At 41.3% G+C, this 21,270-nt stretch carries 21 protein-coding genes, 1 pseudogene and 1 riboswitch; of the genes and pseudogenes, 12 read left to right on the top strand and 10 right to left on the bottom strand.

All coding sequences use genetic code 11. The features are described from left to right. Nucleotides 1-155: 155 nt before the first annotated feature. Nucleotides 156-1,193 carry a polysaccharide lyase family 1 protein gene (locus MHB62_RS09940; RefSeq protein ID WP_015714056.1) on the bottom strand — a complete coding sequence of 346 codons (1,038 nt, stop codon included), beginning with the start codon at nt 1,191-1,193 and terminating at the stop codon, nt 156-158. 172 nt (nt 1,194-1,365) lie between these two features. Here MHB62_RS09940 and MHB62_RS09935 point away from each other — a divergent pair, with 172 nt between their 5' ends. Then, on the top strand, nt 1,366-2,043 hold the full coding sequence (locus MHB62_RS09935; protein ID WP_004399503.1) for a YoaK family protein: 678 nt from the start codon (nt 1,366-1,368) through the stop codon (nt 2,041-2,043). A gap of 269 nt (nt 2,044-2,312) precedes the next feature. Beyond that, complete coding sequence (exlX, locus tag MHB62_RS09930) at nt 2,313-3,011, top strand: expansin ExlX (RefSeq protein WP_003231419.1); 699 nt, start codon at nt 2,313-2,315, stop codon at nt 3,009-3,011. 36 nt (nt 3,012-3,047) lie between these two features. On the opposite strand, the gene hpaB is transcribed toward exlX, so the two are convergent. Continuing rightward, complete coding sequence (hpaB, locus tag MHB62_RS09925; protein ID WP_003231423.1) at nt 3,048-4,499, bottom strand: 4-hydroxyphenylacetate 3-monooxygenase, oxygenase component; 1,452 nt, start codon at nt 4,497-4,499, stop codon at nt 3,048-3,050. A gap of 324 nt (nt 4,500-4,823) precedes the next feature. On the opposite strand from hpaB, the gene MHB62_RS09920 reads away from it, so the two are divergent. Continuing rightward, nucleotides 4,824-6,509, top strand: coding sequence for a methyl-accepting chemotaxis protein (locus MHB62_RS09920; protein ID WP_032721985.1), 1,686 nt, complete (start codon nt 4,824-4,826; stop codon nt 6,507-6,509). A 115-nt stretch (nt 6,510-6,624) separates the two neighbouring features. Here MHB62_RS09920 and MHB62_RS09915 read toward each other — a convergent pair whose 3' ends face one another. Together MHB62_RS09915 and MHB62_RS09910 are read right to left on the bottom strand one after the other, a co-directional pair. After that, nucleotides 6,625-6,918, bottom strand: a complete 294-nt coding sequence (locus MHB62_RS09915) for a YozQ family protein (protein ID WP_003231427.1) — start codon at nt 6,916-6,918, stop codon at nt 6,625-6,627. A 43-nt stretch (nt 6,919-6,961) separates the two neighbouring features. Beyond that, entirely contained in the window at nt 6,962-7,084 is a 123-nt protein-coding gene (locus MHB62_RS09910) for a hypothetical protein (protein WP_003241887.1), read from the bottom strand. 69 nt (nt 7,085-7,153) lie between these two features. On the opposite strand from MHB62_RS09910, the gene MHB62_RS09905 reads away from it, so the two are divergent. Together MHB62_RS09905 and MHB62_RS09900 are read left to right on the top strand one after the other, a co-directional pair. Further along, nucleotides 7,154-7,273 (top strand): hypothetical protein, encoded by a 120-nt coding sequence (locus tag MHB62_RS09905; RefSeq protein WP_119123062.1) that lies wholly within the window; start codon nt 7,154-7,156, stop codon nt 7,271-7,273. Between the two features lie 85 nt (nt 7,274-7,358). After that, the gene (locus MHB62_RS09900) at nt 7,359-7,763 is read left to right on the top strand and encodes a UPF0715 family protein (protein ID WP_004399396.1); all 405 of its coding nucleotides are present in this window, start codon (nt 7,359-7,361) and stop codon (nt 7,761-7,763) included. A gap of 377 nt (nt 7,764-8,140) precedes the next feature. On the opposite strand, the gene MHB62_RS09895 is transcribed toward MHB62_RS09900, so the two are convergent. Both MHB62_RS09895 and MHB62_RS09890 read right to left on the bottom strand, forming a co-directional pair. Beyond that, complete coding sequence (locus MHB62_RS09895; RefSeq protein WP_003231432.1) at nt 8,141-8,434, bottom strand: hypothetical protein; 294 nt, start codon at nt 8,432-8,434, stop codon at nt 8,141-8,143. Nucleotides 8,435-8,500: 66 nt separating this feature from the next. Further along, a complete protein-coding gene (locus MHB62_RS09890) occupies nt 8,501-10,543 on the bottom strand; it encodes a molybdopterin oxidoreductase family protein (RefSeq protein WP_032721982.1) in 2,043 nt (680 codons plus the stop codon). Between the two features lie 148 nt (nt 10,544-10,691). Next, a riboswitch (SAM riboswitch) is annotated at nt 10,692-10,783 on the top strand. Between the two features lie 83 nt (nt 10,784-10,866). On the opposite strand from MHB62_RS09890, the gene MHB62_RS09885 reads away from it, so the two are divergent. The 3 genes from MHB62_RS09885 to MHB62_RS09875 all read left to right on the top strand — a co-directional run bounded on the left by MHB62_RS09885 (nt 10,867) and on the right by MHB62_RS09875 (nt 14,720). Next, entirely contained in the window at nt 10,867-11,901 is a 1,035-nt protein-coding gene (locus MHB62_RS09885; protein ID WP_032721981.1) for a 2-hydroxyacid dehydrogenase, read from the top strand. A gap of 17 nt (nt 11,902-11,918) precedes the next feature. Next, entirely contained in the window at nt 11,919-13,382 is a 1,464-nt protein-coding gene (locus tag MHB62_RS09880) for an FGGY-family carbohydrate kinase (RefSeq protein WP_032721980.1), read from the top strand. 93 nt (nt 13,383-13,475) lie between these two features. Then, on the top strand, nt 13,476-14,720 hold the full coding sequence (locus MHB62_RS09875; RefSeq protein ID WP_003231439.1) for an MFS transporter: 1,245 nt from the start codon (nt 13,476-13,478) through the stop codon (nt 14,718-14,720). Nucleotides 14,721-14,798: 78 nt separating this feature from the next. Here the strand turns inward: MHB62_RS09875 and MHB62_RS09870 are convergent, their stop codons facing one another. The 3 genes and pseudogenes from MHB62_RS09870 to MHB62_RS09860 all read right to left on the bottom strand — a co-directional run bounded on the left by MHB62_RS09870 (nt 14,799) and on the right by MHB62_RS09860 (nt 16,522). Beyond that, on the bottom strand, nt 14,799-15,332 hold the full coding sequence (locus tag MHB62_RS09870; RefSeq protein WP_032721977.1) for a GNAT family N-acetyltransferase: 534 nt from the start codon (nt 15,330-15,332) through the stop codon (nt 14,799-14,801). A gap of 41 nt (nt 15,333-15,373) precedes the next feature. Then, nucleotides 15,374-16,146, bottom strand: a pseudogene (locus MHB62_RS09865) (hypothetical protein). A gap of 70 nt (nt 16,147-16,216) precedes the next feature. Continuing rightward, the gene (locus MHB62_RS09860) at nt 16,217-16,522 is read right to left on the bottom strand and encodes a DUF948 domain-containing protein (protein WP_032721975.1); all 306 of its coding nucleotides are present in this window, start codon (nt 16,520-16,522) and stop codon (nt 16,217-16,219) included. Nucleotides 16,523-16,674: 152 nt separating this feature from the next. Here MHB62_RS09860 and MHB62_RS09855 point away from each other — a divergent pair, with 152 nt between their 5' ends. The 4 genes from MHB62_RS09855 (at nt 16,675) to proB (ending at nt 20,220) form a co-directional block, all read left to right on the top strand. After that, entirely contained in the window at nt 16,675-17,391 is a 717-nt protein-coding gene (locus MHB62_RS09855) for a 3-ketoacyl-ACP reductase (RefSeq protein WP_032721974.1), read from the top strand. A 307-nt stretch (nt 17,392-17,698) separates the two neighbouring features. Further along, a complete protein-coding gene (gene rtp, locus MHB62_RS09850) occupies nt 17,699-18,067 on the top strand; it encodes a replication termination protein (protein WP_003220337.1) in 369 nt (122 codons plus the stop codon). A 147-nt stretch (nt 18,068-18,214) separates the two neighbouring features. Then, nucleotides 18,215-19,108, top strand: coding sequence for a pyrroline-5-carboxylate reductase (gene proC / locus MHB62_RS09845; RefSeq protein ID WP_080287616.1), 894 nt, complete (start codon nt 18,215-18,217; stop codon nt 19,106-19,108). Continuing rightward, nucleotides 19,105-20,220, top strand: a complete 1,116-nt coding sequence (gene proB, locus MHB62_RS09840; RefSeq protein ID WP_015714042.1) for a glutamate 5-kinase — start codon at nt 19,105-19,107, stop codon at nt 20,218-20,220. The genes proC and proB overlap by 4 nt, the downstream gene beginning before the upstream one ends. 51 nt (nt 20,221-20,271) lie before the next feature. Here proB and gltC read toward each other — a convergent pair whose 3' ends face one another. Then, nucleotides 20,272-21,174, bottom strand: coding sequence for a glutamate biosynthesis transcriptional regulator GltC (gltC, locus tag MHB62_RS09835; RefSeq protein ID WP_004399246.1), 903 nt, complete (start codon nt 21,172-21,174; stop codon nt 20,272-20,274). Between the last annotated feature and the right edge of the window lie 96 nt (nt 21,175-21,270).

Raw genomic sequence — 21,270 nt, 5'->3', positions numbered from 1 at the left:
ATAATAAGAAAGCCAGTTAAGAAGTTATTGTGGAAAAGAACATATGCTTTTTAGTTTGACCGACGCTGGATCTTGATGGAATTACAAGGATCGCTTAAAAATAGCCTATAGTATAAAAAGAGGCACAGCGTTTTTAACGCATGGCCTCTTTTATATCAGTAGCCAAATACCAGAGTTGTACTTTGTGATCCGGCATATTTCGTGACAAATTCTTTTGTATATTCCGGCGTTTGGACACGATAGCTATAGTTTGACCCGGGATTCCAAGAAGTCAGCGGAGAGGTTTGCTTGTTGAGTGATGGATAGCTGCCTATGTCTTTGAAATAACCAGTGCCCTTGTCGTCAAGGATGCCGCCTTTTTCACTGCCTTTCCCAAAGTAATTATATTCGGAATATATTTTTGCTTTTGTAGCAATTGTAATCGCCTGGTTAAAATTATTGCTGTAATTGTTTTTAACATGAAAGTAACCGTATCTCATCAGACCTGGGCCTCTAACATACAAGTTCTCAAAATAATTATTGGCGATTGTCATGTGGGGGTAGCCGTCATATTGATGCTGAGAATCATCCGGGTATCCTAAAATCAAACCGTATTTATGATTCGCAAATTTTGAGTTGCTGATCGTGATATAATCTGCGGATTTTCCGATATACACGAGTTTGTCCAAATCGCTTCCGCTTGCATTATAGCTATGACCTGAGAATGTGACGTGATCAATCCAATAGTTCATACCGGAATCTAAATAAAGCTGGATATCATTATTTCCGTTAATCTGCGGACTGTGTTCAAACGTTAAATTTTGAAAAATAACATTTCCAGAAGCTGATGAAGTTGTTAAATAAATATTTTTCAGCGTTTTTTTCGCGTAAGAGCCCACGAGTGTTTTATTTGAGCCAATGGTAACTGTTGTTTTCGCAGATGCGGAAAGATCATTTTGAAGCACTAAAATTTTCGGAGTGGATCCTCCTAGATGGGTTTTTAAATCATTTACGCTTTGAATGTAAACAATCTGCCCGTTTTTTCCACCCGTTGTGCCCGTTTTAGCGATGCCTTTTTCATTTTTGGCATTACCGGCAAAACCTAAAAGGCCATTTGTTGAGGTATTCGGAAAATCGACTGCACCTAATGCTTTTCCAGGCAAGAGAACCAAAAACAAGCTAAAGACGGTGAACCATAAAAAAAGTCGTTTCATCACAATATGCTTCCTTTCAATTTTAATTTCCTTGCGGGGATTATTATTACAGTTAATGGAAAGGAATGATAGGTTCTATCTTCCTAATTAATGTTGGGTTACTTAAAAAATAGAGATTGCGCCAAAAGAAGACATACTAACAATTGAAATAGAAGAAAGGATTGATACACCGTTGACTGCAGCAGCTTATCGAAACACCTTGCTATCACTTTTATGTTTAACAGCTGGAATCGTGGATGTAATCGGGTATTTAAGCCTGGGACATGTGTTCACAGCTAATATGACTGGAAACATTGTATTATTGGGGTTAGCTATCGGCAAATCCATTCAGGTCACTGTTTTTAATTCCTTGACTGCGCTAATCGGATTTATATGCGGCGTGATCATTGCTACATTGATGGTCGGAAAGGCGGAAAATACCCTTTGGCCTTCTGCTGTGACAAAAGCCCTCGCACTTGAAGCATTCATTTTGTTTGTCTTTGCTTGTCTTTCTTTTTACCGGGCATTTGTTCCTGTGCACATTCTGATTATACTCATGAGCATTTCTATGGGGATTCAAACTACAGCAGCAAAAAAACTGGGGATTGCAGGTATTTCTTCAACTGTGTTGACCGGCACTTTGGCTTCTCTTTTAGAGGATATATCCGGCCGTTTGTTTTTTAAGAAGCAAAAGAAGACTTTCTTAAGAGATACTGTGTTAAGAGCACTGGCTATTATTTTGTATTGTGTAGGGGCTATTATTGTTGCTCTGGCTGAGCCTGATTTTTATCACTTCATTATTTGGGTTCCGATTGTGCTGATCTTTGGCATCATGATGACAGCTAAGTTGAAACTGAGCGGGGAAAAATAGCTTTTCCTGTATAGCTGTTATCAGGCCAACAGCCTGTTTCATTTCGTTATTGAAATGCGAATTTTGAGAGGGAAAAATAAGACATTCGGCTGAAGTGCACATTCGTTCATTTGTATTGGCTTTTTCATAAGTACCTACATTTGATATATGAATGATAGTGAATTTGCCTTAAAATCAACTATGAATCTATTTCCTCTTTCAAACCAGATGGATTGAGTCTTATAATGATAATGATTCTCATTTGAAGTCTGGTTTGAGGAGGACCAAATATGAAAAAGATCATGAGTGCATTTGTTGGTATGGTTTTGTTGACGATCTTCTGTTTTTCCCCGCAAGCTTCGGCAGCATATGACGACCTGCATGAAGGTTATGCAACGTATACAGGGTCAGGTTATTCAGGAGGAGCTTTCCTGCTGGATCCCATTCCTTCCGATATGGAGATTACTGCAATAAATCCGGCGGATCTCAATTACGGAGGAGTAAAAGCGGCACTTGCCGGCTCTTATTTGGAAGTTGAAGGGCCAAAAGGGAAAACAACCGTATATGTTACTGATCTTTATCCCGAAGGCGCTCGGGGAGCTCTTGATCTGTCACCTAATGCCTTCCGTAAAATCGGCAATATGAAAGACGGAAAAATCAATATTAAATGGCGTGTTGTCAAAGCCCCAATCACCGGCAATTTCACGTACCGGATCAAAGAAGGCAGCAGCAGGTGGTGGGCAGCAATCCAAGTCAGAAATCACAAGTATCCTGTTATGAAAATGGAATATGAAAAGGATGGTAAGTGGATCAACATGGAGAAAATGGACTATAACCATTTTGTGAGTACGAATTTAGGTACTGGCTCTCTCAAAGTCAGAATGACTGACATCCGCGGAAAAGTTGTGAAAGACACCATTCCAAAGCTGCCTGAAAGCGGAACGTCCAAAGCCTATACAGTACCGGGCCATGTTCAGTTTCCTGAATAAAAAATACGAAACAGCGGATCTTTTCCCGCTGTTTTTTCAATGTTCTGTATCTGCATGTAAAAATGTTTTAATCATGTTCAACTGCTCCTGCTTTGGATAACTGGTATACAGCCTGCTTGAAATCCGAATAGGATCTCCGAAAAAATATCTTTCGTAGTGAGTTTGTCTAGTTCCGAATGAACTCATTGTTAAATCCCATGCCAAACGGAAAATTTTCACACGTTCTTCAGCATTTGTATTGGTTGCTTGAAGATATTGGTCAAGATCTTCCCGTATCTCTGAGTCAAATGCATTTTCGGTAGGCAGTGTCACCATTCCGCTAGCTCCAATTAATTGTATGATTTCAGTAAATCGAGGATATAGCTTAGGAATGATCGTACTGATGACTTGAAGAGGAATTAAACAGGGGCGCATATAGCCGAATTCATCTAACTGAGCATCATTTTCCGATTTGTCAATGAGGGCTTTGATTGTTTCCAATCCCACAATGATTTCTGAGAGCTTTTCTTGGATGTGCTGATATTCGGAAACATTAATGGTGTCGACAAGAAGCTGTGCAACACCTAATAGAAATTCAATTTTTATCATTTGCCTAATGACAACCTGGTGAAAGGTAAAGGCATGAAAAGAGCTTTTTGTCATAAAATCTTTAGCTGCTTCCACATTATCGTAAAAAAACACACGATTCCACGGCACTAACACATGATCAAAAACCACAATTGAATCCATTTCTTCATACCTTGAGCTTAAGGGATGATTAAAGGAAGAGTCGCTTAATACAAATGATTCTCTTGTGATGAATTTTACGCCTTTTGTATTAGAAGGGATTGAAAAAGCATAAGCTTCATCTGTTTCAAAGAAAAATTTAGGCGCTGAAAAAACCAAGATTTCATCGGTCAACCCGCCTTGTGTGGCAAGCAGTCGTGCGCCATGAATCATTAAACCTTTTTCGGTTCTATCAATGACTTTAGCAGATATCGGTTTTTCACTTAGCCCAAAATAGGACTGTGACCGGTTCACTTGCGGAGTAATGAATGTATGGGTAAAGGAAAGGTCATGCTTAGCAGCTTGTTCATACATATCTAGTATATGTTCAGGAAAGCAATTCTCTTTATCTTTTAGAAGCTCCGCTGACGAAGCAAAGCTCATCATAACCGTATTCATGTAATCCGGACTTCTCCCCATCATTCCATGAGTATGTCTAGCCCAATGTTCAATCATGGTCCTTCTTTTTTTCAAATCATTTTTTGTTTTAGGCTGGAGATAGGAAAGGCCGATTCGATTATGATCTCCAGGAAGGCAATAAGTCATTTCATGTATTAACTCATCCTTTGTTTGCAATTCATAAAGTGAGCTTTTTGTTTTGATTATTCCTTTAAATGCAGGATGCTCAGAAATGTTACCCTTTATTTTTTCGCCATCATACCATATTTCGTTTTCTAGTTTATTCAATCGGTCAATGAATTCTTTACCATTGATGATCCCCATTTAAGTTTCGCTCCTTCATATTATGCTGCGTATTGTATTATATTTTCGAGAAAACAGCCGGTTCAGCCAATTTGAGGTGGGAAAAGCCTTTTTTAGAAAAACGAATAAGAGTGACTTACATACCGCAAAAGACTGCAAATTTTACTTAAGGTTTTTCTGTAAGTTCAGAGACGTAAAGAATTTGCTTATTCATATAAGAATATCACTATAAAACTTGATAACACGTGTCGATATTATGGACATGAGCGTAAGCGAATTGGATTCAAACGCGCTTGAACATATTTTATTTCAGCCATTACATTGTGCGGAAAGGGAAAACGACACATGAAAGTGAAAACAAAATTGCTGGGGATTATATCAATATTAATTGTTTCAATTATTGGAATTGGAGGCTCCTCAGTATTTATGATTTCTTCTACTGTGAAAAAGAATGAAGAACTTAAAGACAAAATGGAATTCCAAAAAGAGATAAAACACATCCAATATGAATTGACCGGGTTATCAAATGATGAAAGAGGCTTCTTGATTACCAGAGACAAAGAATACGACGAGGGTATGAAGGGAAAAGCAGACGATGTCTTAAAGAGCCTTGACCGGGTTAATGACTTGATTGATGAAGAGAAGTATCAATCCAATATTGAAGACATTAAGACAAGTTTTACTCAGTATAGAGCTTTGAATCAGCAAGTAGTAACAGCCTACTCTTCAAATCCTAAAAAAGCAGAAACCATCCATTTTGGAGAAGAAAGAACAATAAGAAAAGAAGGCGTAGCTCCGGCTGTCAATAAGCTGTCTGATCGCCTGGATCAAGAGGTAGAGGATCTAAAGGATGAAATACAGGGCAATGGGAAAATGAGTCAATCGCTCATTATCATTGTCACAGGGATATCAGTAATATTAGGCATTGTTCTAAGCATAATGCTGTTAAAGTCCATTATGGTGCCACTAAGAAGCATAAATAAGCAGCTGGAGGAAATTGCACACGGCGAGGCTGATTTAACCAAAAAAGTCATTGTGAAAAATAAAGATGAATTTGGCCAGCTTGCCCAATCTTTTAATTCTTTTACTCATTCATTAACTCAAATTGTGAAGCAGATCAGCAGCTCATCTGAACAAGTCGCCGCTTCCTCTGAAGAATTATCGGCAAGCGCGGAAGAATCGAAATCAACATCTGAACATATTTCACGAGCCATGCAGATGGCTGCCGACAGCAATGTGAAGCAAAGCTCAATGACAGAAAAGAGCGCAGAATCCATCACTGAATTATTAGACAGTATATCATCAGTCGCTTCAAATACAGGGAACATAGCGGATCTTTCTTCTTCGATGAGAGACAAGGCTGAAATAGGCTCTAAGTCCGTCAACAAGATGTTAGACCAGATGAAATTCATTGATAAATCTGTAGATTCAGCCGGCAATGGATTGCAAACATTGGTAGCGAGCACAGCAGAAATCAGCGATATCTCTTCGCTTATCACGACGATTTCAGAGCAGACAAATTTGTTGGCACTAAATGCAGCGATCGAGGCGGCCAGAGCCGGAGAGCAAGGAAAAGGATTTGCTGTGGTGGCAGAAGAAGTTCGGAAGTTGGCGGATGAAACAAATAAATCTGCAAACCACATCCAATCGGTGGTAGCGACCATCCAAAACGAATCGATAGAAACGGTAAATAATATTAAAGTTGTTCAAGAAAATGTGAGCTCAGGTATTGTTCTTTCTCAAGAGACAACAGGAAATTTCAATGAAATACTGAACCTGGTGGAACAGGTCACTTCTCAAATACAAGAAGTTGCAGCAGCAACTCAACAGCTTACTTCAGGCGTTGAAGTGATTCAGCACACAGTTCATACATTGGCTGCTGGTACAAAAGAAACGTCAGCAAATACAGAAGCGGTTGCAAATTCATCACAGGAACAGCTTCATTCAATGGGGGAAATCTCCTATGCCGCAGAATCTCTATCTCAGTTGGCAGAAGAACTTCAAACCGTCATTAATCGTTTTAAATATTAAACAGGCTACTTACGTGCAACCCCCATCTTATTCGGTGGGGGTTGGCTACTTTTACTGTGGTTGTTTCTAAAAACAGAGTTAACTGACTTCTTTTAAGTTAGTTCCGTTTGTATGGCTAGTCCAAATTTTGATCGATTGTCCCTTCAAAATAGTCATCGCTGACCTGTTCATGAGTTTCAGCCAATCCTTTTTCTAATTGCGTGCTTCCTTTATAATCTGAGGGCTCAAAGTATTTCCCGGCAACATCTGTTGTGTCATTTTTGTTTTCTTTGTTATGAGTTTGTGTTTCAGTGTTTACACTTTCTGTCTCAGTATTGCTGCGTATAGATTGCTGAAAATCATATTCCTTGTCTAATGAAGAAAATCTTTTATAATCATCAGGTCTGTCTGCACCGTTTTTTTGAGTCACTTTACTTCCTCCAGATTATTGATATTTTAGTGGGGGTAAGAACTTATTTCGTTCTTTTAGGATCGGAACCGTGTTTTTTAGGATCATCTGCTTTAAAAGCTGTTTCAGTCTCATGGTCATTTCTTATTTGTTCAATACTTGAATTTTGAATACCTTTCTTACTCATTGGTTTCACCCCTTTACGAAAAGTGTTGAAATATCAACTCTTCTTATTCTGTCTGTTGGGCAGGTATTCATGCACTTTTTTCATTCGCGCTTTGGCCAATCAGGAGAGGCGTTTTCAGCCAGCGTATTATCTAATAAAAGAACGTCATTTTTGAAACCTTTTATTAGCGCATTGCGTATAGCACGTTAGGGAAGACATCTCGATAAAAGAAATACAAAGGTTGTGAATTTATACTAACAGCACTGTGAATAAATCAAACAAGGGGGGTGAAAAAATGAAAAAAATCGCATCATATTATTTAATGACATTAGGGCTATCCAGCCTTACATTTGGTTTGTTATTAGGGTTTTATTCTTTCGTTATGTATGGCGATATGATAATTGCATTGTTTACGGCAGCAATTGCTTTATTATACGGTTTTGTGGTGTATGGCCTTTTTGCTGTTCCGCTCCAAATGAAGTTGCAGAAAAAAGCGAGAACATTCAATGTCATGTACCTATTGATTTACAGTGTGGTTGCTTTTATCGCAGCTTTCCTGTTTTTTGTTATCAATGAACCTGCGTCAATAGCATGGACATTGCAATCGTACTTTTATTATATGTTAAGTATTGCGGCTGCAGTGATTTACTGGTTATGGGATTCTCTGATCCTTTATAAACGTACAGCTTCCGGTGTATAGGCTAATTTTTACCAATCGGAGAAATATGGAGGTTCAATAAAAATTCAGGATCTAAAAGCTTTAGGTTTCATATTTTTTTAAAAAAATCCTCCGCGGATAAAGGCGCAGTATGGGGGCATAATGAGAGCACACATTCAAACCGAATAGGTTTTCTAAGTGTTTTACGATACATACGTTCATCAAGAACATCACGTCATCAAAGGACTATAAAAACTATTGTTGTGGAACGGGCATCTTGAGTTGTTTGAGGAAAGAACATAGATGGTGGTTTATCGTTTTATCAGCGCTTATAGAACAAAGTTTTGGTGGCGGTCAATCCATACAGCTAAACAGAGGAGAGCGTCGTGACAATGAATCTCGCTCTCCTCAGATTTGTTTTATTCACCCTGATGTTTTTCAACTAATGTGAATGTCCAATCTTTTAACATATGTTTCTGGACATATTTTTTTCCGTTTATTTCGATGTAAGGCAGGTCTGCCATGTCTCCAGCTAACTGTTTTGCTTCAGTCGTTGTTATTCCTAAAAAAAGTCCAATGTAAAAGTAAATATCCCGTTCTTTTATTAGGAAGATATCATTTTGTTCATTACCTTTGGTTTGGTTCCTCTGCTTTAAGCCTTCACCGATAAAATATCCAGCCAAAGCAATACCAATTCCTAAAAAAACGTCCATGTGTATGCCTCCATTATGTCGATGTTATGTTATACGGGCTTGGCATACTCCGGGTTTCATTATTTTTCAAACCTTTTCAATCTGTACACGGCCTGAAAAAAAGGTGGCGCCGCCGCCCATATCGGACAAGCGATCTGGGGTTAGCGCGTTTACAAGCTGTTTTTTTCCTTGTTCATCCGCCCATAATCCTTGGCTGACAACGACACCTGGCAGCACTTGTTCTCCAACTGCAGCGGTCAGCTCGCATTCTCCCCGGCTGTTCCAAATTCGTACAGGTGCCCCATCAACGATTCCGTGTTTTTCAGCATCTTTTGTGTTGATAAAGAGCTTTGGCGTCTTCTCAAGCTTGATGTGTTTTTCATTATTGGAAAATGTTGAGTTTAAGAAATTATGGTTTGGCCCCGGAACATACATAAACGGATGTTCATTATCGGTTACAAGAGGTGTATATGTCGGTAAAGCCGGGAAGCCGTCTTGTTTCATTTTTTCTGAATATAATTCTATTTTTCCGCTTGGCGTTGGAAGTTCGCCCGGAAACAGCGGCTTTTCGCGTTTTGCTTTCATAAATGAATGCTTAGTGAGTGCATCGTAATCAATCTCTGCCAAATGCGGATTATCTGGATGGTCAAGCGCCTGGCGGATTAATTCTTCATCTGAATCTTTAAGCTCCTGATCTGTGAATCCCATTGCTTCAGCCAGTAATCGGAAAACCTCAGTGTTAGACTTGCTTTCCCCATATCTCTCAATCACCGGCTGCTGAAGCTGAATGTAATGGTGCCAGTAGGAGGTGTAAAAATCAGTATTTTCAAAAGCGGATGTTGCAGGCAGTACAATGTCCGCATATGCAGCCGTTTCCGTTAAAAACAAATCATGAACCACAGTAAACAAGTCTTCCCGCAGCAAGCCCTGTCTGACTTTGTTTGCTTCGGGCGCGACGACGGCAGGGTTCGTTCCGTAAATAAATAGAGAGCGAATAGGCGGGTCTGTTTCCAAAAGCACCTTGCCAAGCTGATTCATATTAAATGACCTCGGGGTGCGCCCTTTCAATAAGTCGGGCCGTTGCAAGGCATTTGTGTTATATTCTAAAATTCCGCTGTTATGCTTAATTGCGCCGCCCCCTGTGTGCAACCATTGGCCGGTGATCGCCGGAAGACAGGCAATCGTCCTTACAATCATCCCCCCGTTATCGTGATGCTGGGGTCCGTTTCCGATTCTGATAAAAGAAGGGGAGGTTTCCCCGTACATTTTTGCCAGTCGGTAAATATCTTCGGTACTGACACCGGTGATCGTCGATACCTTTTCAGGATCATATTGTTTCACGTGTTCACGGAGCTCTTCATAGCCAACCGTGTACTCGGACAGAAATGCTTCATCATGAAGGTTTTCTTTAAATAAAATGTGCATGATGCCAAGAGCAAGTGCACTGTCGGTTCCCGGTTTTATTGGGATAAACCAATCTGCAAGACGTCCTGTTTGATTTTTATGCACATCGATCACGACAATTTTGGCACCTTTTTTTCGCGCTTTTTGGGCGATCGTAATTTGGTGCATATTTGTGCTGACCGCGTTGATTCCCCAAAAAATAAATAGTTTTGTATGAACGGTTTCCTCAGGATCGATTCCCGCGCTTATGCCCATTGTATATTTATAGCCTTCAGATCCCGCTTTGCTGCAAATCGTCCGTTCAAGCTGGCTTGACCCCATGCGGTAAAAAAAGCGGCGGTCCATTCCTTCAGCTGTCAATTTCCCCATATTTCCGTAAAAGCTGTAAGGAAGTATGCTTTCAGCTCCCTCTGCATCAATCAGCTGTTTCCAGCGGGAGGTGATCGTATCGATTGCCTCTTCCCAAGAAATCGGTTCAAATATCGCTTGGCCTTTCGCACCTGTTCGTTTGAGCGGTGTAGTCAGCCGCTTTTTATCATATATGCGCTCCGTCATATTCCGGACTTTGTTGCATATGTTTCCGGCTGTGACAGGATGATCAGGGTCTCCTTGCACTTTTACGATTTTCCCGTCTTTTTTATGTATTAACAATCCGCACTGATCCGGGCAGTCCAGCGAGCAAACGGATTTGAAAATGCCGTTTTGTTGTGTGGCAAAAGATTTCATGGCCCAGTTCCTCTCTCTAGTTAGATATTTTGTAAGAATTATAACATTTCGGATCATAACGTCAATTCTGAAAAAAAGAGATTGACATCAATCTGAGACTTCTTTATGATAAACGTATTCTTTATTCTGAAAATTACATACTCAACATTTTCTATCCAGAGAGGTGGAGGGACTGGCCCTATGAAACCTCGGCAACATTATTGTGCCAATTCCAGCAAGCGTCAGCTTGAAAGATAGGAAAGCAAGGTTTATACCGGCGTCTGCCTGTAACAGAGCGCGCCTATATATGAATCTCTTTCCATCTTCGGAAAGAGATTTTTTTTATGAAAAATACGATGAAAAGGATGTTTTGCACCATGACGGTTTTGGTTACAGCACCGTACAACGAAGAAGGACGAAAAGAGCTAGAAAACTTGTTTGGCTCAGTTGCTTATCAATCTTGGAAGGAACAAGGCCGGGCATATCGGGAGGATGAACTCATTCAGCTGCTAAAAGCAACAAATTCGACAGGCTTGATTACTGAACTTGATCAGGTAACAGGCAGCGTATTTGCTTCTGTTCCCGAACTTTCATTTGTCGGTGTTTGCAGGGGAATGCCCTCCAATGTGGATGTGGCAGCTGCCTCAAAAAGAGGCATACCTGTTTTTTATACACCAGGGCGGAATGCACAAGCCGTTGCTGAAATGTTTATTGGAAATGTGATTTCCTTTCTGCGCCATACCAGCGTCTCGAATCAATGGCTGAAGGATGGAAAGTGGAACAGTGATTACCTGCAGGCATATGTCAAATTTAAAGGAAATGAATTAACAGGAAAAACGGTTGGCATGATTGGGTTCGGGGCGGTTGGCCAAAGGATTGCAAAACTGCTGACTGCGTTTGACTGTAAAATAAAGTATTACGATCCATTCATTCAAGACGATCATCCGCTGTATGAAAAAGTATCTCTTAAAACGGTGTTTTCAGACAGTGATATCGTTTCTGTCCATCTGCCTCGTACTGAGGAAACACTTGGACTTATTGATCGGAAGTATTTTGATCTGATGAAACAGAGTGCGATTTTCGTCAATACTTCAAGAGCAGTTGTTGTAAACCGTGAAGATCTTTTATCTGTATTAAAAGAACATAAAATCAGAGGTGCGATATTAGACGTTTTTTATCATGAACCTCCAGAGGAATCAGATTATGAATTGATTTCATTGCCTAATGTTCTGGCAACACCGCATCTCGCTGGAGCAACATTTGAAGTGGAGGATCATCACGTGACGATACTGAATAAAGCCCTCAAAAAGTGGAAGGGTGAAAAAACTCTTAATATTCCGACAATGTATAACAAGGACGAACTGAAAACAGGGGTATAAGAAAGGAGGCTAACAGAATGAAAAAACAAAAAGGCTATCTTGTTTTTGATATTGGCACAGGCAATGCGAGGGTAGCGGTCGTGAGTGTAACCGGCAGTGTTTTAACAGTTGAACGGGAGGACATCGTGTATTCCACAGAGACGCTTTACCCGGACAGCCGTTATTTTTCTCCTCAGGTGATGTGGAAGCAGGTGATGAATTTGGCAAAACGTGCGCTATCCCGTTCGTGTGATATTGACATCATTGGTTTGACATCGACGAGCCAAAGACAGGGGATTGTTTTGATTGATCAAAACGGCAATCCTTTTCTCGGGCTGCCGAACATCGATAATCGCGGCCGAGAGTGGGAGGCGGGCATTCCCGATCGGGAAGAGATATACAGCCGCACAGGCCGCCTGCCAACCGCACTTTTTTCTGCGCTCAAGCTTTATGGATTAAAACAGCGCCAGCCCTCTTTATGGGAAAAGACTGCAAGCTTTACAAGCATCAGTGATTGGGTGACGTACCAACTGAGCGGAAGATTAACATATGAACCATCACAGGCAACAGAAACCCTGCTGTTTGATGTGAAGCAAAACACTTGGTCAGAAGAGATGTGCGACATATTCGGCTTTTCTCCATCTATCCTTCCGCCTCTTGTAAGAGCGGGAACAGCAATTGGAACGATAGCAAATGAATATGCATCCGAATTAGGCCTTTCAATAAATGCTAAGGTTATAGCAGGGGGCGGGGATACACAGCTGGCTGTCAAAAGCACCGGAGCTGGACTTGAGGACATTGTCATTGTATCAGGGACAACAACGCCAATAACCAAAATTACTGAGGATCATGGCGACACAAAACATAAAGCCTGGCTGAACTGTCATGCAGATCAAGGGCATTGGCTTGTGGAAACGAATCCGGGAATTACCGGATTGAATTATCAAAAATTAAAACAGATTTTTTATCCGAATGAAACGTACGAAGTAATGGAGGAGGAGATTTCTGCACTTGCAAAAGAAGACCATGCATGTGTAGCGGCTCTCGGCTCTTATTTATCGGCTGAAAAGAATGCATTAACGAGAGGCGGTTTTCTTTTTGATGCCCCGCTGTCAGCACATTTAAAGAGGGCACATTTTGTACGTGCAGCGCTAGAAGAGATCGCATTTTCAATCAAATGGAACTTTGACATTTTAACAGAGGTTACTCCGTTTGAACGTGACTATGTTTGGGTGTGCGGAGGGGGATTCCAAAGTAAAGCGCTCACTCAATATATCGCGGATCTTCTTCAAAAAAAGGTCTATGTCCAAGAGGGATATCATCAGGCATCTGTGGTTGGTGCTGCAGTCATTTGCAATGAAACCTTTCAATTAACGGAGGAGATGTCAGCAAATGTCCGGGTGATCGAACCGAAGGACTGTCAGACAGAATTGGCTTTATATGAGAAATGGAAGCAAACACAGCGCTTTTTTTCAGGTTCAGAAAGCAAAGTATTAATTTAAGGCGGCATTTCTGCTGTTTTGAGGAATCATTTAATTTTCAACTTTAATAAGGTAATACGGTAATGAATAATAGCATCTAAGGAGGAGACAGATATGTTGGATAAAATAGGAATACCGAAGCGGCTTGCCTGGGGATTTTTAGGGGTTGTTTTGTTTATGATGGGAGATGGCCTTGAACAAGGCTGGCTCAGTCCTTTTTTGATCGAAAACGGGCTCACCGTTCAGCAGTCCGCTTCCATTTTTAGTATATACGGAATTGCGCTTGCCATAGCTTCCTGGTTTTCGGGTGTATGTCTCGAAGCATTTGGCGCAAAACGAACGATGTTTATGGGGCTGTTGTTTTATGTGATCGGTACAGCTGCTTTTATCGTATTTGGATTTGAACAGCTGAACCTGCCAGTGATGTATGTGACTTACTTCGTAAAAGGGTTAGGTTACCCGCTTTTTGCTTATTCTTTCTTGACATGGGTCATTTACAGAACACCGCAAAGCAAACTGAGCACTGCTGTCGGCTGGTTTTGGATTGCATATTGCCTCGGCATGTTTGTGTTCGGCGCTTGGTACTCAAGCTACGCGATCAAAGCGTTCGGTTATTTGAATACGCTTTGGAGCTCTATTTTCTGGGTATGTCTCGGTGCATTCTTTGCATTGTTTATCAATAAAGACCGTTTTGAAAAGAAGAAAAGAAAAAGATCAGAAACAGCCGAGGAGCTTTTAAAAGGGGTTACGATTCTATTTACAAATCCGCGCGTGCTTACAGGCGGAATCATCAGAATCATCAACAGCATTGGTACATATGGTTTTCCAGTCTTTTTGCCGATGCACATGGCCCAGCATGGAATTTCAACCAATGTGTGGCTGCAAATTTGGGGAACGATTTTCCTGGGGAACATTGTGTTTAACCTTATCTTCGGTATTGTCGGCGATAAATTCGGCTGGAAAAATACTGTTATTTGGTTCGGCGGAGTCGGCTGCGGCATTTTCACCGTCTTATTATACTACGCACCTGTTTTCTCCGGCGGAAGTTTAGCGGTTGTCAGCGTGATCGGCTTTATTTGGGGCGGTTTGCTGGCAGGCTATGTGCCGATTGGTGCAATTGTGCCGACGGTGGCAGGAAAAGATAAAGGGGCAGCCATGTCTGTATTGAATTTAGCTGCAGGTTTATCAGCGTTTGTCGGCCCTGCACTCGCTTGGCTGTTCATCGGTCTCGTCGGCGCGCAAGGTGTCGTCTGGATCTTTGCGGCCCTTTACCTTGCAAGTGCGGTCTTGACAAAATGTATTCATATACCTGAGGAAAAAGCAGTTAAGGAGGAAACATCTCCTCAATATGCATCTTAATTAGAAAGCGCCCTGTTTGAGGGTCGCTTTTTATCTTTTTAAAGGAAAAGGGATGTGGCACAGACCAAGAGAATACCGTCATTCTCTTGGTTTCACAATAGAGTACACATTTGTATCATTTGGAGTCCCATTTTGATACATGTACTGTCTTAAAACGCCTTCTTTTTGAAATCCCATTTTTATAAGCAGTCGATTTGATGCTTTATTTTGGATAAATACAACTGCGCCAATACGCGTCAGGCCAAGGGAAGTAAACCCGTAGGAGACAGCCTCTGAAATGGCTTCTGATGCAAAGCCGTTTCGCCAATGCGCTGGGATGATTTCATAACCGATCTCTGCACGCCTATGCTTTTGGGCCAGAGCGTGAAAGCCTATTGTTCCGATCAGTTCTTTAGTGTCCCGTCTTTCAATTCCCCACCGTATACCGCGTTTTTCTTGATAGAGGGCAGCAAACGTTTGAATCATTGAAATGGCCTGTTCTATAGATTCCAGGTTTTCAAGTCCGTAATAGCGTGTCACCTCATGGTTTGAGAAACAAGCAAAAATGGCTTCCGCGTCCTGATCTGTCATTTGTCTAAGTGTAAGCCGCTCCGTTTCTAAAACAGGAAACATTCAACCACTCCCCACGTTTGTTTCTGTTTATCATATCCCTTTTATTTCCTCTTTTCTATAGAAAATTCAAAACTGAGGAAGCAAAAGAATGAATTTGTCTTTCTAGTTGCTCTTTGTTTTTGGCGAATTGTTTTAAACGATGGCCGTTTGCGCCTGATGGGTGGGGAAAGCCGCTAAGGCAAATCAAATTCTGGAGTCTGTACTGTCTGATCAAGGTTTCACATACTGTTTCGGCGGCTTTTCCTAACGGAATAAGAAGAGCTGGCCCCACCACATGATTGAGCTCCGCAGGGAAGTGATCAAAAGCATAGGTGCTTAGGATAGGAGAGCGAGTGATGGCCGGTTTGTATCCGGTATAGTTTTTTTGCTGGATAAAGACAGGATATTTAATAACGGAAGTTGTATGGAGCATATGCCGTAAGTCACCAAAAAGCTGCGCGGCGCTTTGAATGCCGAAAGCCTGTGGCAGCCCGCATAAATCCAGCATGGTAATAAGGTTATGTCTCATCGATCCGGAGAAACCCGCTGCTATTTTTGTGTCTACTACCATTTGCTCAAGAGTCCCGCCTTGCCGCAGGCTTTCGGCGGCTGTTTCGTACGCTGTCTTCATCTGGGAAAAACCAGGCGTGATCCCGGCAATCACAAGCGAGGCATCCCGATTGATAAATTCATTATGAGGTGAATAGTAGATGCCAAGTTCGTTTTCTTGATGGAGACGAAATGGATCAGTAAGTAAATCGGACTTTGTAAGTGAAGAGGGAAGAGAATGTAGTTTTTCTGCGAACTCTTTTAAGCAGCTGCGGTTTATAATCATGTGTAAGCCTCCTCGAAAAATGAGATCCCATTTGTCCATTCTGATCGTAACAACGGGATCTCATTCATCCTTATCTGCTATTAAAATGTCCTGCCTGCCACACCTCTTTGACTGCTTGGGGAACTTCTTTCACTTCAGCTGCTGTCTGCTGAAACGCGTATTTTTTCATTTGGACATCATGCTGAATCTTCTTTTGTTTTTGCGTCAGCAGCTCTGCTTCTGTTTTTAATCCCTCGATTTGTTTTTGCATAGCCTGCGTAACAGAAGTGAGCTCCTTTAGTGCGGGGTCTATTTTTTTCTTGTTTTGGATCACATTAAACCCTAAAAATATGATAGAAATAGCCAATACTGCCAGGCTGATATAAACAATAACCATATGTTCACTCCTTTTTTCTTTTGTCATTACCCTGTTTCCGCTTTTTTAATCCAAAGAAATGATGATTGCACAGTTCGTTTGATTTGCGTATTGGATTTATTCTACTTATAATGTGATATCGTACATAGGTAAACAAAGAAAGGGTGCTTCAATTGCAAAGTTTACAAAATAAAACCGCTTTAATCACAGGCGGAGGCAGAGGGATCGGCCGTGCTACAGCTCTTGCTCTTGCGAAAGAAGGCGTAAATATTGGGTTAATCGGCCGGACTGCCGCAAATGTTGAAAAAGTGGCAGAAGAAGTCAAAGCGCTTGGTGTAAAAGCTGCATTTGCTGCTGCAGATGTAAAAGATGCCGAGCAGGTTAACCAAGCCGTCGCTCAAGTGAAAGAACAGCTTGGTGATATCGATATTCTCATTAATAACGCGGGAATCAGCAAATTTGGCGGTTTCTTAGATCTGTCAGCCGATGAATGGGAAAATATTATACAAGTCAACCTAATGGGTGTGTATCATGTGACTCGCGCGGTGCTTCCGGAAATGATCGAACGCAAAGCCGGAGATATCATTAATATTTCGTCTACAGCGGGCCAAAGAGGAGCTGCTGTAACAAGTGCTTATAGCGCTTCTAAATTTGCCGTTCTAGGGTTAACAGAGTCTCTTATGCAAGAAGTGAGAAAACATAATATCAGAGTCAGCGCGTTAACGCCGAGCACTGTCGCTAGTGATATGTCTATCGAATTGAACTTGACAGACGGTAATCCTGAAAAAGTGATGCAGCCTGAGGATCTTGCTGAATACATGGTGGCACAATTGAAATTAGATCCTCGTATTTTCATCAAAACAGCGGGATTATGGTCAACAAATCCGTAAAAATGAAAACCTGTCTTTCGACAGGTTTTTTTATTTGTTTATTTGAGTGAAATCCGTACCGGTAAAATGAGATATGTAAACCCTGGCAATCGTTTAAATTGAAGATAGCAGTGAATGCAGGCTATAATAGAACTAAGAAAACTATGTACCAAATGTTCAGTCGAAATTTATTTTTTCCGCTACACCTATAATCAGTAAACATGAAATGACTGGACTATCAGTCTTTAATATAAAAAAGGAAAACAATAAAAGAAAATTGAATATTTAGTACATAGTGTTGTCAGTGACAGAAGAAGGAGTGCATATGATGAAAGAAGAAAAAAGGAGTTCAACAGGCTTTTTAGTGAAACAGCGCGCATTTTTGAAGCTTTATATGATAACGATGACAGAGCAAGAGAGACTCTATGGGTTAAAGCTGCTTGAAGTACTTCGGTCTGAATTTAAAGAGATTGGTTTTAAACCAAATCATACAGAAGTATACCGGTCTTTGCATGAGCTTCTTGATGACGGGATACTAAAACAAATTAAAGTAAAAAAAGAAGGGGCTAAGCTCCAGGAAGTCGTCCTCTATCAATTTAAAGATTACGAAGCCGCCAAGCTATATAAAAAACAGCTGAAGGTAGAGCTGGATCGCTGTAAAAAACTGATTGAAAAAGCCCTCTCAGATAATTTTTAATAGAAACAAACACCCGGCGCAGCAGTGTCAACCGGGTGTTTTCTGCTTTTCATTATACATATTTGTCGAAAAGAAACAATACAAATCAATGATGACCTTCAAACTTGACATCATTTCCTCACGTGGTAACATTTTAAACGTGTGAAAATGCGAACAAAAAAGCGAACAAAGGAGATGTTACCGATCTTTGATCAAAAGAAAGTAGCCTTTATAGGAGCAGGATCTATGGCGGAAGGAATGATATCAGGTATCGTTCGTGCCAACAAAATCCCGAAACAAAACATCTGCGTTACAAACCGCAGCAATACAGAGCGATTAACTGAACTTGAACTTCAATATGGCATTAAAGGCGCCTTGCCGAACCAACTATGTATCGAAGACATGGATGTGCTCATTTTGGCAATGAAGCCAAAAGACGCCGAAAACGCTCTGTCATCACTAAAATCACGTATTCAACCCCATCAATTAATATTGTCGGTCCTTGCCGGCATAACTACCTCTTTTATTGAACAATCATTGCTTAATGAACAGCCGGTTGTCAGAGTGATGCCCAACACTTCCAGTATGATTGGCGCTTCTGCAACAGCTATTGCCCTTGGCAAATATGTGTCGGAAGACCTGAAGAAGCTGGCCGAAGCATTGCTCCGATGCATGGGCGAAGTCTATACAATCCAAGAAAATCAAATGGATATATTCACCGGAATTGCAGGCAGCGGACCCGCGTATTTTTATTATTTAATGGAATTCATTGAAAAGACAGGCGAGGAAGCGGGCCTCGATAAACAGTTATCTCGAAGCATCGGCGCACAGACACTTTTAGGTGCCGCAAAAATGCTCATGGAAACAGGAGAACATCCTGAGATCTTAAGAGATAATATCACGTCACCGAACGGAACGACAGCAGCGGGGCTGCAAGCCTTGAAAAAGAGCGGCGGCGGAGAAGCGATTTCTCAAGCAATAAAGCATGCTGCTAAGCGTTCAAAGGAAATCAGCGAAGATATCGAAAAAACTGCAGCGCCGCTATCAGGAGTGATAAAGTGACGCCTGATACAAGCATGAAAAGAGTCGTTGTGAAGATTGGAAGCAGTTCATTAACAAGCCTTCATGGAGAAATCAGCATTCGTAAATTAGAAGCGCTGGTCGACCAGGTCGTCAAACTCAAAGACGCCGGTTATGAAGTGATTTTGGTTTCCTCAGGCGCAGTGGCGGCGGGATATCGGAAGCTCGGATTTATCCAAAGGCCCGAGAAGCTTCCAGAAAAACAAGCATCAGCTTCAATCGGCCAGGGATTGCTGATGGAGGCTTATTCAAAGCTGTTTTTGGCACACGGCTATGTCGCATCCCAAATTTTAATTACGAGAAGCGATTTTTCTGATGAATATCGATACAACAATGTCAGGAATACAATGAATGTACTGCTCGAGCGCGGCATCATCCCGATCATAAACGAAAATGACACAGTTACCGTCAATCGGCTCAAGTTTGGCGACAATGATACGCTCGCAGCAAAAGTCGCAGGATTGATTGATGCAGATATGCTTGTGATTTTATCAGATATCGACGGATTATATGACGGCAATCCGCGCACAAATCCAGAAGCGAAAAGGATACAGCGGGTGAGTGAAATAACACCTGACATCGAAGCATGCGCAGGTGACACTGGAAGCATCGTTGGCACCGGCGGCATGCGCTCTAAGCTTGATGCGTTTAAAATCGTAATGGCGTCTGGCATTAAAGGTTTCCTAGGTCAGGCAGATGTCGGCGATATTTTATATCACGCCGTTCATGAACAGGCGGAAGGCACCTATTTTGAAGCAGAAGGAACGCTTCCGTTGAATCAAAAGGAGCAATGGATCGCTTTTAATTCCGGTCCGGAAGGTGAAATGATTTTATCAGATGATTGTTCACGAAAAATAACAAACGGCCAATCGAGTTTATACCTAGACGGTGTACAGAAGATTAAAGGGAAATTTAAAAGCGGTTCAGTTGTTCGGCTAATGGATTCAAAAGGGACGGAAATCGGCCTTGGAATCGTCAATTACTCTTCTGTACAGCTTCAAGAACCGGAAAAGAACAAGGAACTGACAAACAGAGCTCTAATTGATCAAGAAGCATTTGTTTGCCATGTGGATTTTTCTTTACCTGTAAATTAATTTGCAGAAAAAAACCCGAAGCTTCTATATAGAAGCTCGGGTTCATTTTTTTTATTGATACTGCTCCAGCTTAGAGAAAAATTGAATGACAAACTCATAAAAATCATTCGCGGAAGGCGCAAGCTCTCTATTTTTCGGTTTAATGATTCCGACAGTCCGTTTTACTTGAGGGAACTCAATTGGAATTTTCACAGTAAAACGAGGTGTTGTTTCAGCAAAAGTACTTTCAGGCAGAAGGGTAACGCCCATTCCTGCGGACACTAACCCTTTGATAGCATCCAAATCCTCACCCTCCGTGGAAACGAGAGGAGCAAAGCCTGCTTGTTTGCAAGTATCGATTGCCATCTCTCTAAGTACAAATCCTTCCGGGAACAATACAAATTGGTCGTTGCGCAAATCGATTAAATGAACCGTTTTTTGTTTAGCAAGCGGATGATTTAATGGAACAAGCGCGTAAATTTTTTCAGTAAATAATATTTTTCCCGTTATGTCAGAGAAATTCGTCGGCACCGGTCCTAATAAGGCAAGATCAATATCGCGGTTTCTGACAGCTTCAATCAGAAACTTATAGGAGCCTTGGCGCAGCAAAAATTCGACGTGCGGATATTCTTCTTTAAACGCTGAAATGACAGTCGGCAAAAGCTGGCTGGCGAGGCTTGTAGGAAAGCCGATCTTTACCGTTCCGCGATGCGGGTCAAGATACTCATCAATTTGCTCTTTCGCATAATCAATGGCTTTCATCGCCGTTTTCACATGAATCAAAAATTCTTTTCCGATTGGCGTGAGTTTGATATTTCTCCCTTCACGCTCAAATAAGGTCACATTTAATTCTTCTTCAAGATTGGCAATTTGTCTGCTGATTGCTGATTGGGCCACATGCAAATGATCAGCGGCTTCTGAAACGTGTTCTCTTTCAGCCACCTCCATGAAATAACGCAGTTGGCGCAGCTCCATGTTTGTCTCACATCCATCTATCTCATTTTGAGATTCTTTTGATCTAAATTATATATTGTTTATATCGTTTTGAAAACCTACAATGATTATAGAGTT

This window comes from Bacillus sp. FSL K6-0255, from assembly GCF_045040725.1.
GTDB lineage: Bacteria > Bacillota > Bacilli > Bacillales > Bacillaceae > Bacillus > Bacillus subtilis.
The sequence above is the reverse complement of the archived record's forward strand: the minus strand, read 5'-3'. Positions and strand labels throughout refer to the sequence as shown.

Excerpts from the sequence above, each read along its gene's own strand:
- MHB62_RS09895 (WP_003231432.1), bottom strand. The coding sequence starts at position 8,434 with ATGGACGTTTTTTTAGGAATTGGTATTGCTTTGGCTGGATATTTTATC.
- exlX (WP_003231419.1), top strand. The coding sequence starts at position 2,313 with ATGAAAAAGATCATGAGTGCATTTGTTGGTATGGTTTTGTTGACGATC.
- proC (WP_080287616.1), top strand. The coding sequence starts at position 18,215 with ATGCGAACAAAAAAGCGAACAAAGGAGATGTTACCGATCTTTGATCAA.
- MHB62_RS09910 (WP_003241887.1), bottom strand. The coding sequence starts at position 7,084 with ATGAGTAAGAAAGGTATTCAAAATTCAAGTATTGAACAAATAAGAAAT.
- hpaB (WP_003231423.1), bottom strand. The coding sequence starts at position 4,499 with ATGGGGATCATCAATGGTAAAGAATTCATTGACCGATTGAATAAACTA.
- MHB62_RS09890 (WP_032721982.1), bottom strand. The coding sequence starts at position 10,543 with ATGAAATCTTTTGCCACACAACAAAACGGCATTTTCAAATCCGTTTGC.
- MHB62_RS09870 (WP_032721977.1), bottom strand. The coding sequence starts at position 15,332 with ATGTTTCCTGTTTTAGAAACGGAGCGGCTTACACTTAGACAAATGACA.
- MHB62_RS09920 (WP_032721985.1), top strand. The coding sequence starts at position 4,824 with ATGAAAGTGAAAACAAAATTGCTGGGGATTATATCAATATTAATTGTT.
- MHB62_RS09900 (WP_004399396.1), top strand. The coding sequence starts at position 7,359 with ATGAAAAAAATCGCATCATATTATTTAATGACATTAGGGCTATCCAGC.
- rtp (WP_003220337.1), top strand. The coding sequence starts at position 17,699 with ATGAAAGAAGAAAAAAGGAGTTCAACAGGCTTTTTAGTGAAACAGCGC.
- MHB62_RS09905 (WP_119123062.1), top strand. The coding sequence starts at position 7,154 with ATGCACTTTTTTCATTCGCGCTTTGGCCAATCAGGAGAGGCGTTTTCA.
- gltC (WP_004399246.1), bottom strand. The coding sequence starts at position 21,174 with ATGGAGCTGCGCCAACTGCGTTATTTCATGGAGGTGGCTGAAAGAGAA.
- MHB62_RS09880 (WP_032721980.1), top strand. The coding sequence starts at position 11,919 with ATGAAAAAACAAAAAGGCTATCTTGTTTTTGATATTGGCACAGGCAAT.
- MHB62_RS09885 (WP_032721981.1), top strand. The coding sequence starts at position 10,867 with ATGAAAAATACGATGAAAAGGATGTTTTGCACCATGACGGTTTTGGTT.
- MHB62_RS09860 (WP_032721975.1), bottom strand. The coding sequence starts at position 16,522 with ATGGTTATTGTTTATATCAGCCTGGCAGTATTGGCTATTTCTATCATA.
- MHB62_RS09875 (WP_003231439.1), top strand. The coding sequence starts at position 13,476 with ATGTTGGATAAAATAGGAATACCGAAGCGGCTTGCCTGGGGATTTTTA.
- MHB62_RS09940 (WP_015714056.1), bottom strand. The coding sequence starts at position 1,193 with ATGAAACGACTTTTTTTATGGTTCACCGTCTTTAGCTTGTTTTTGGTT.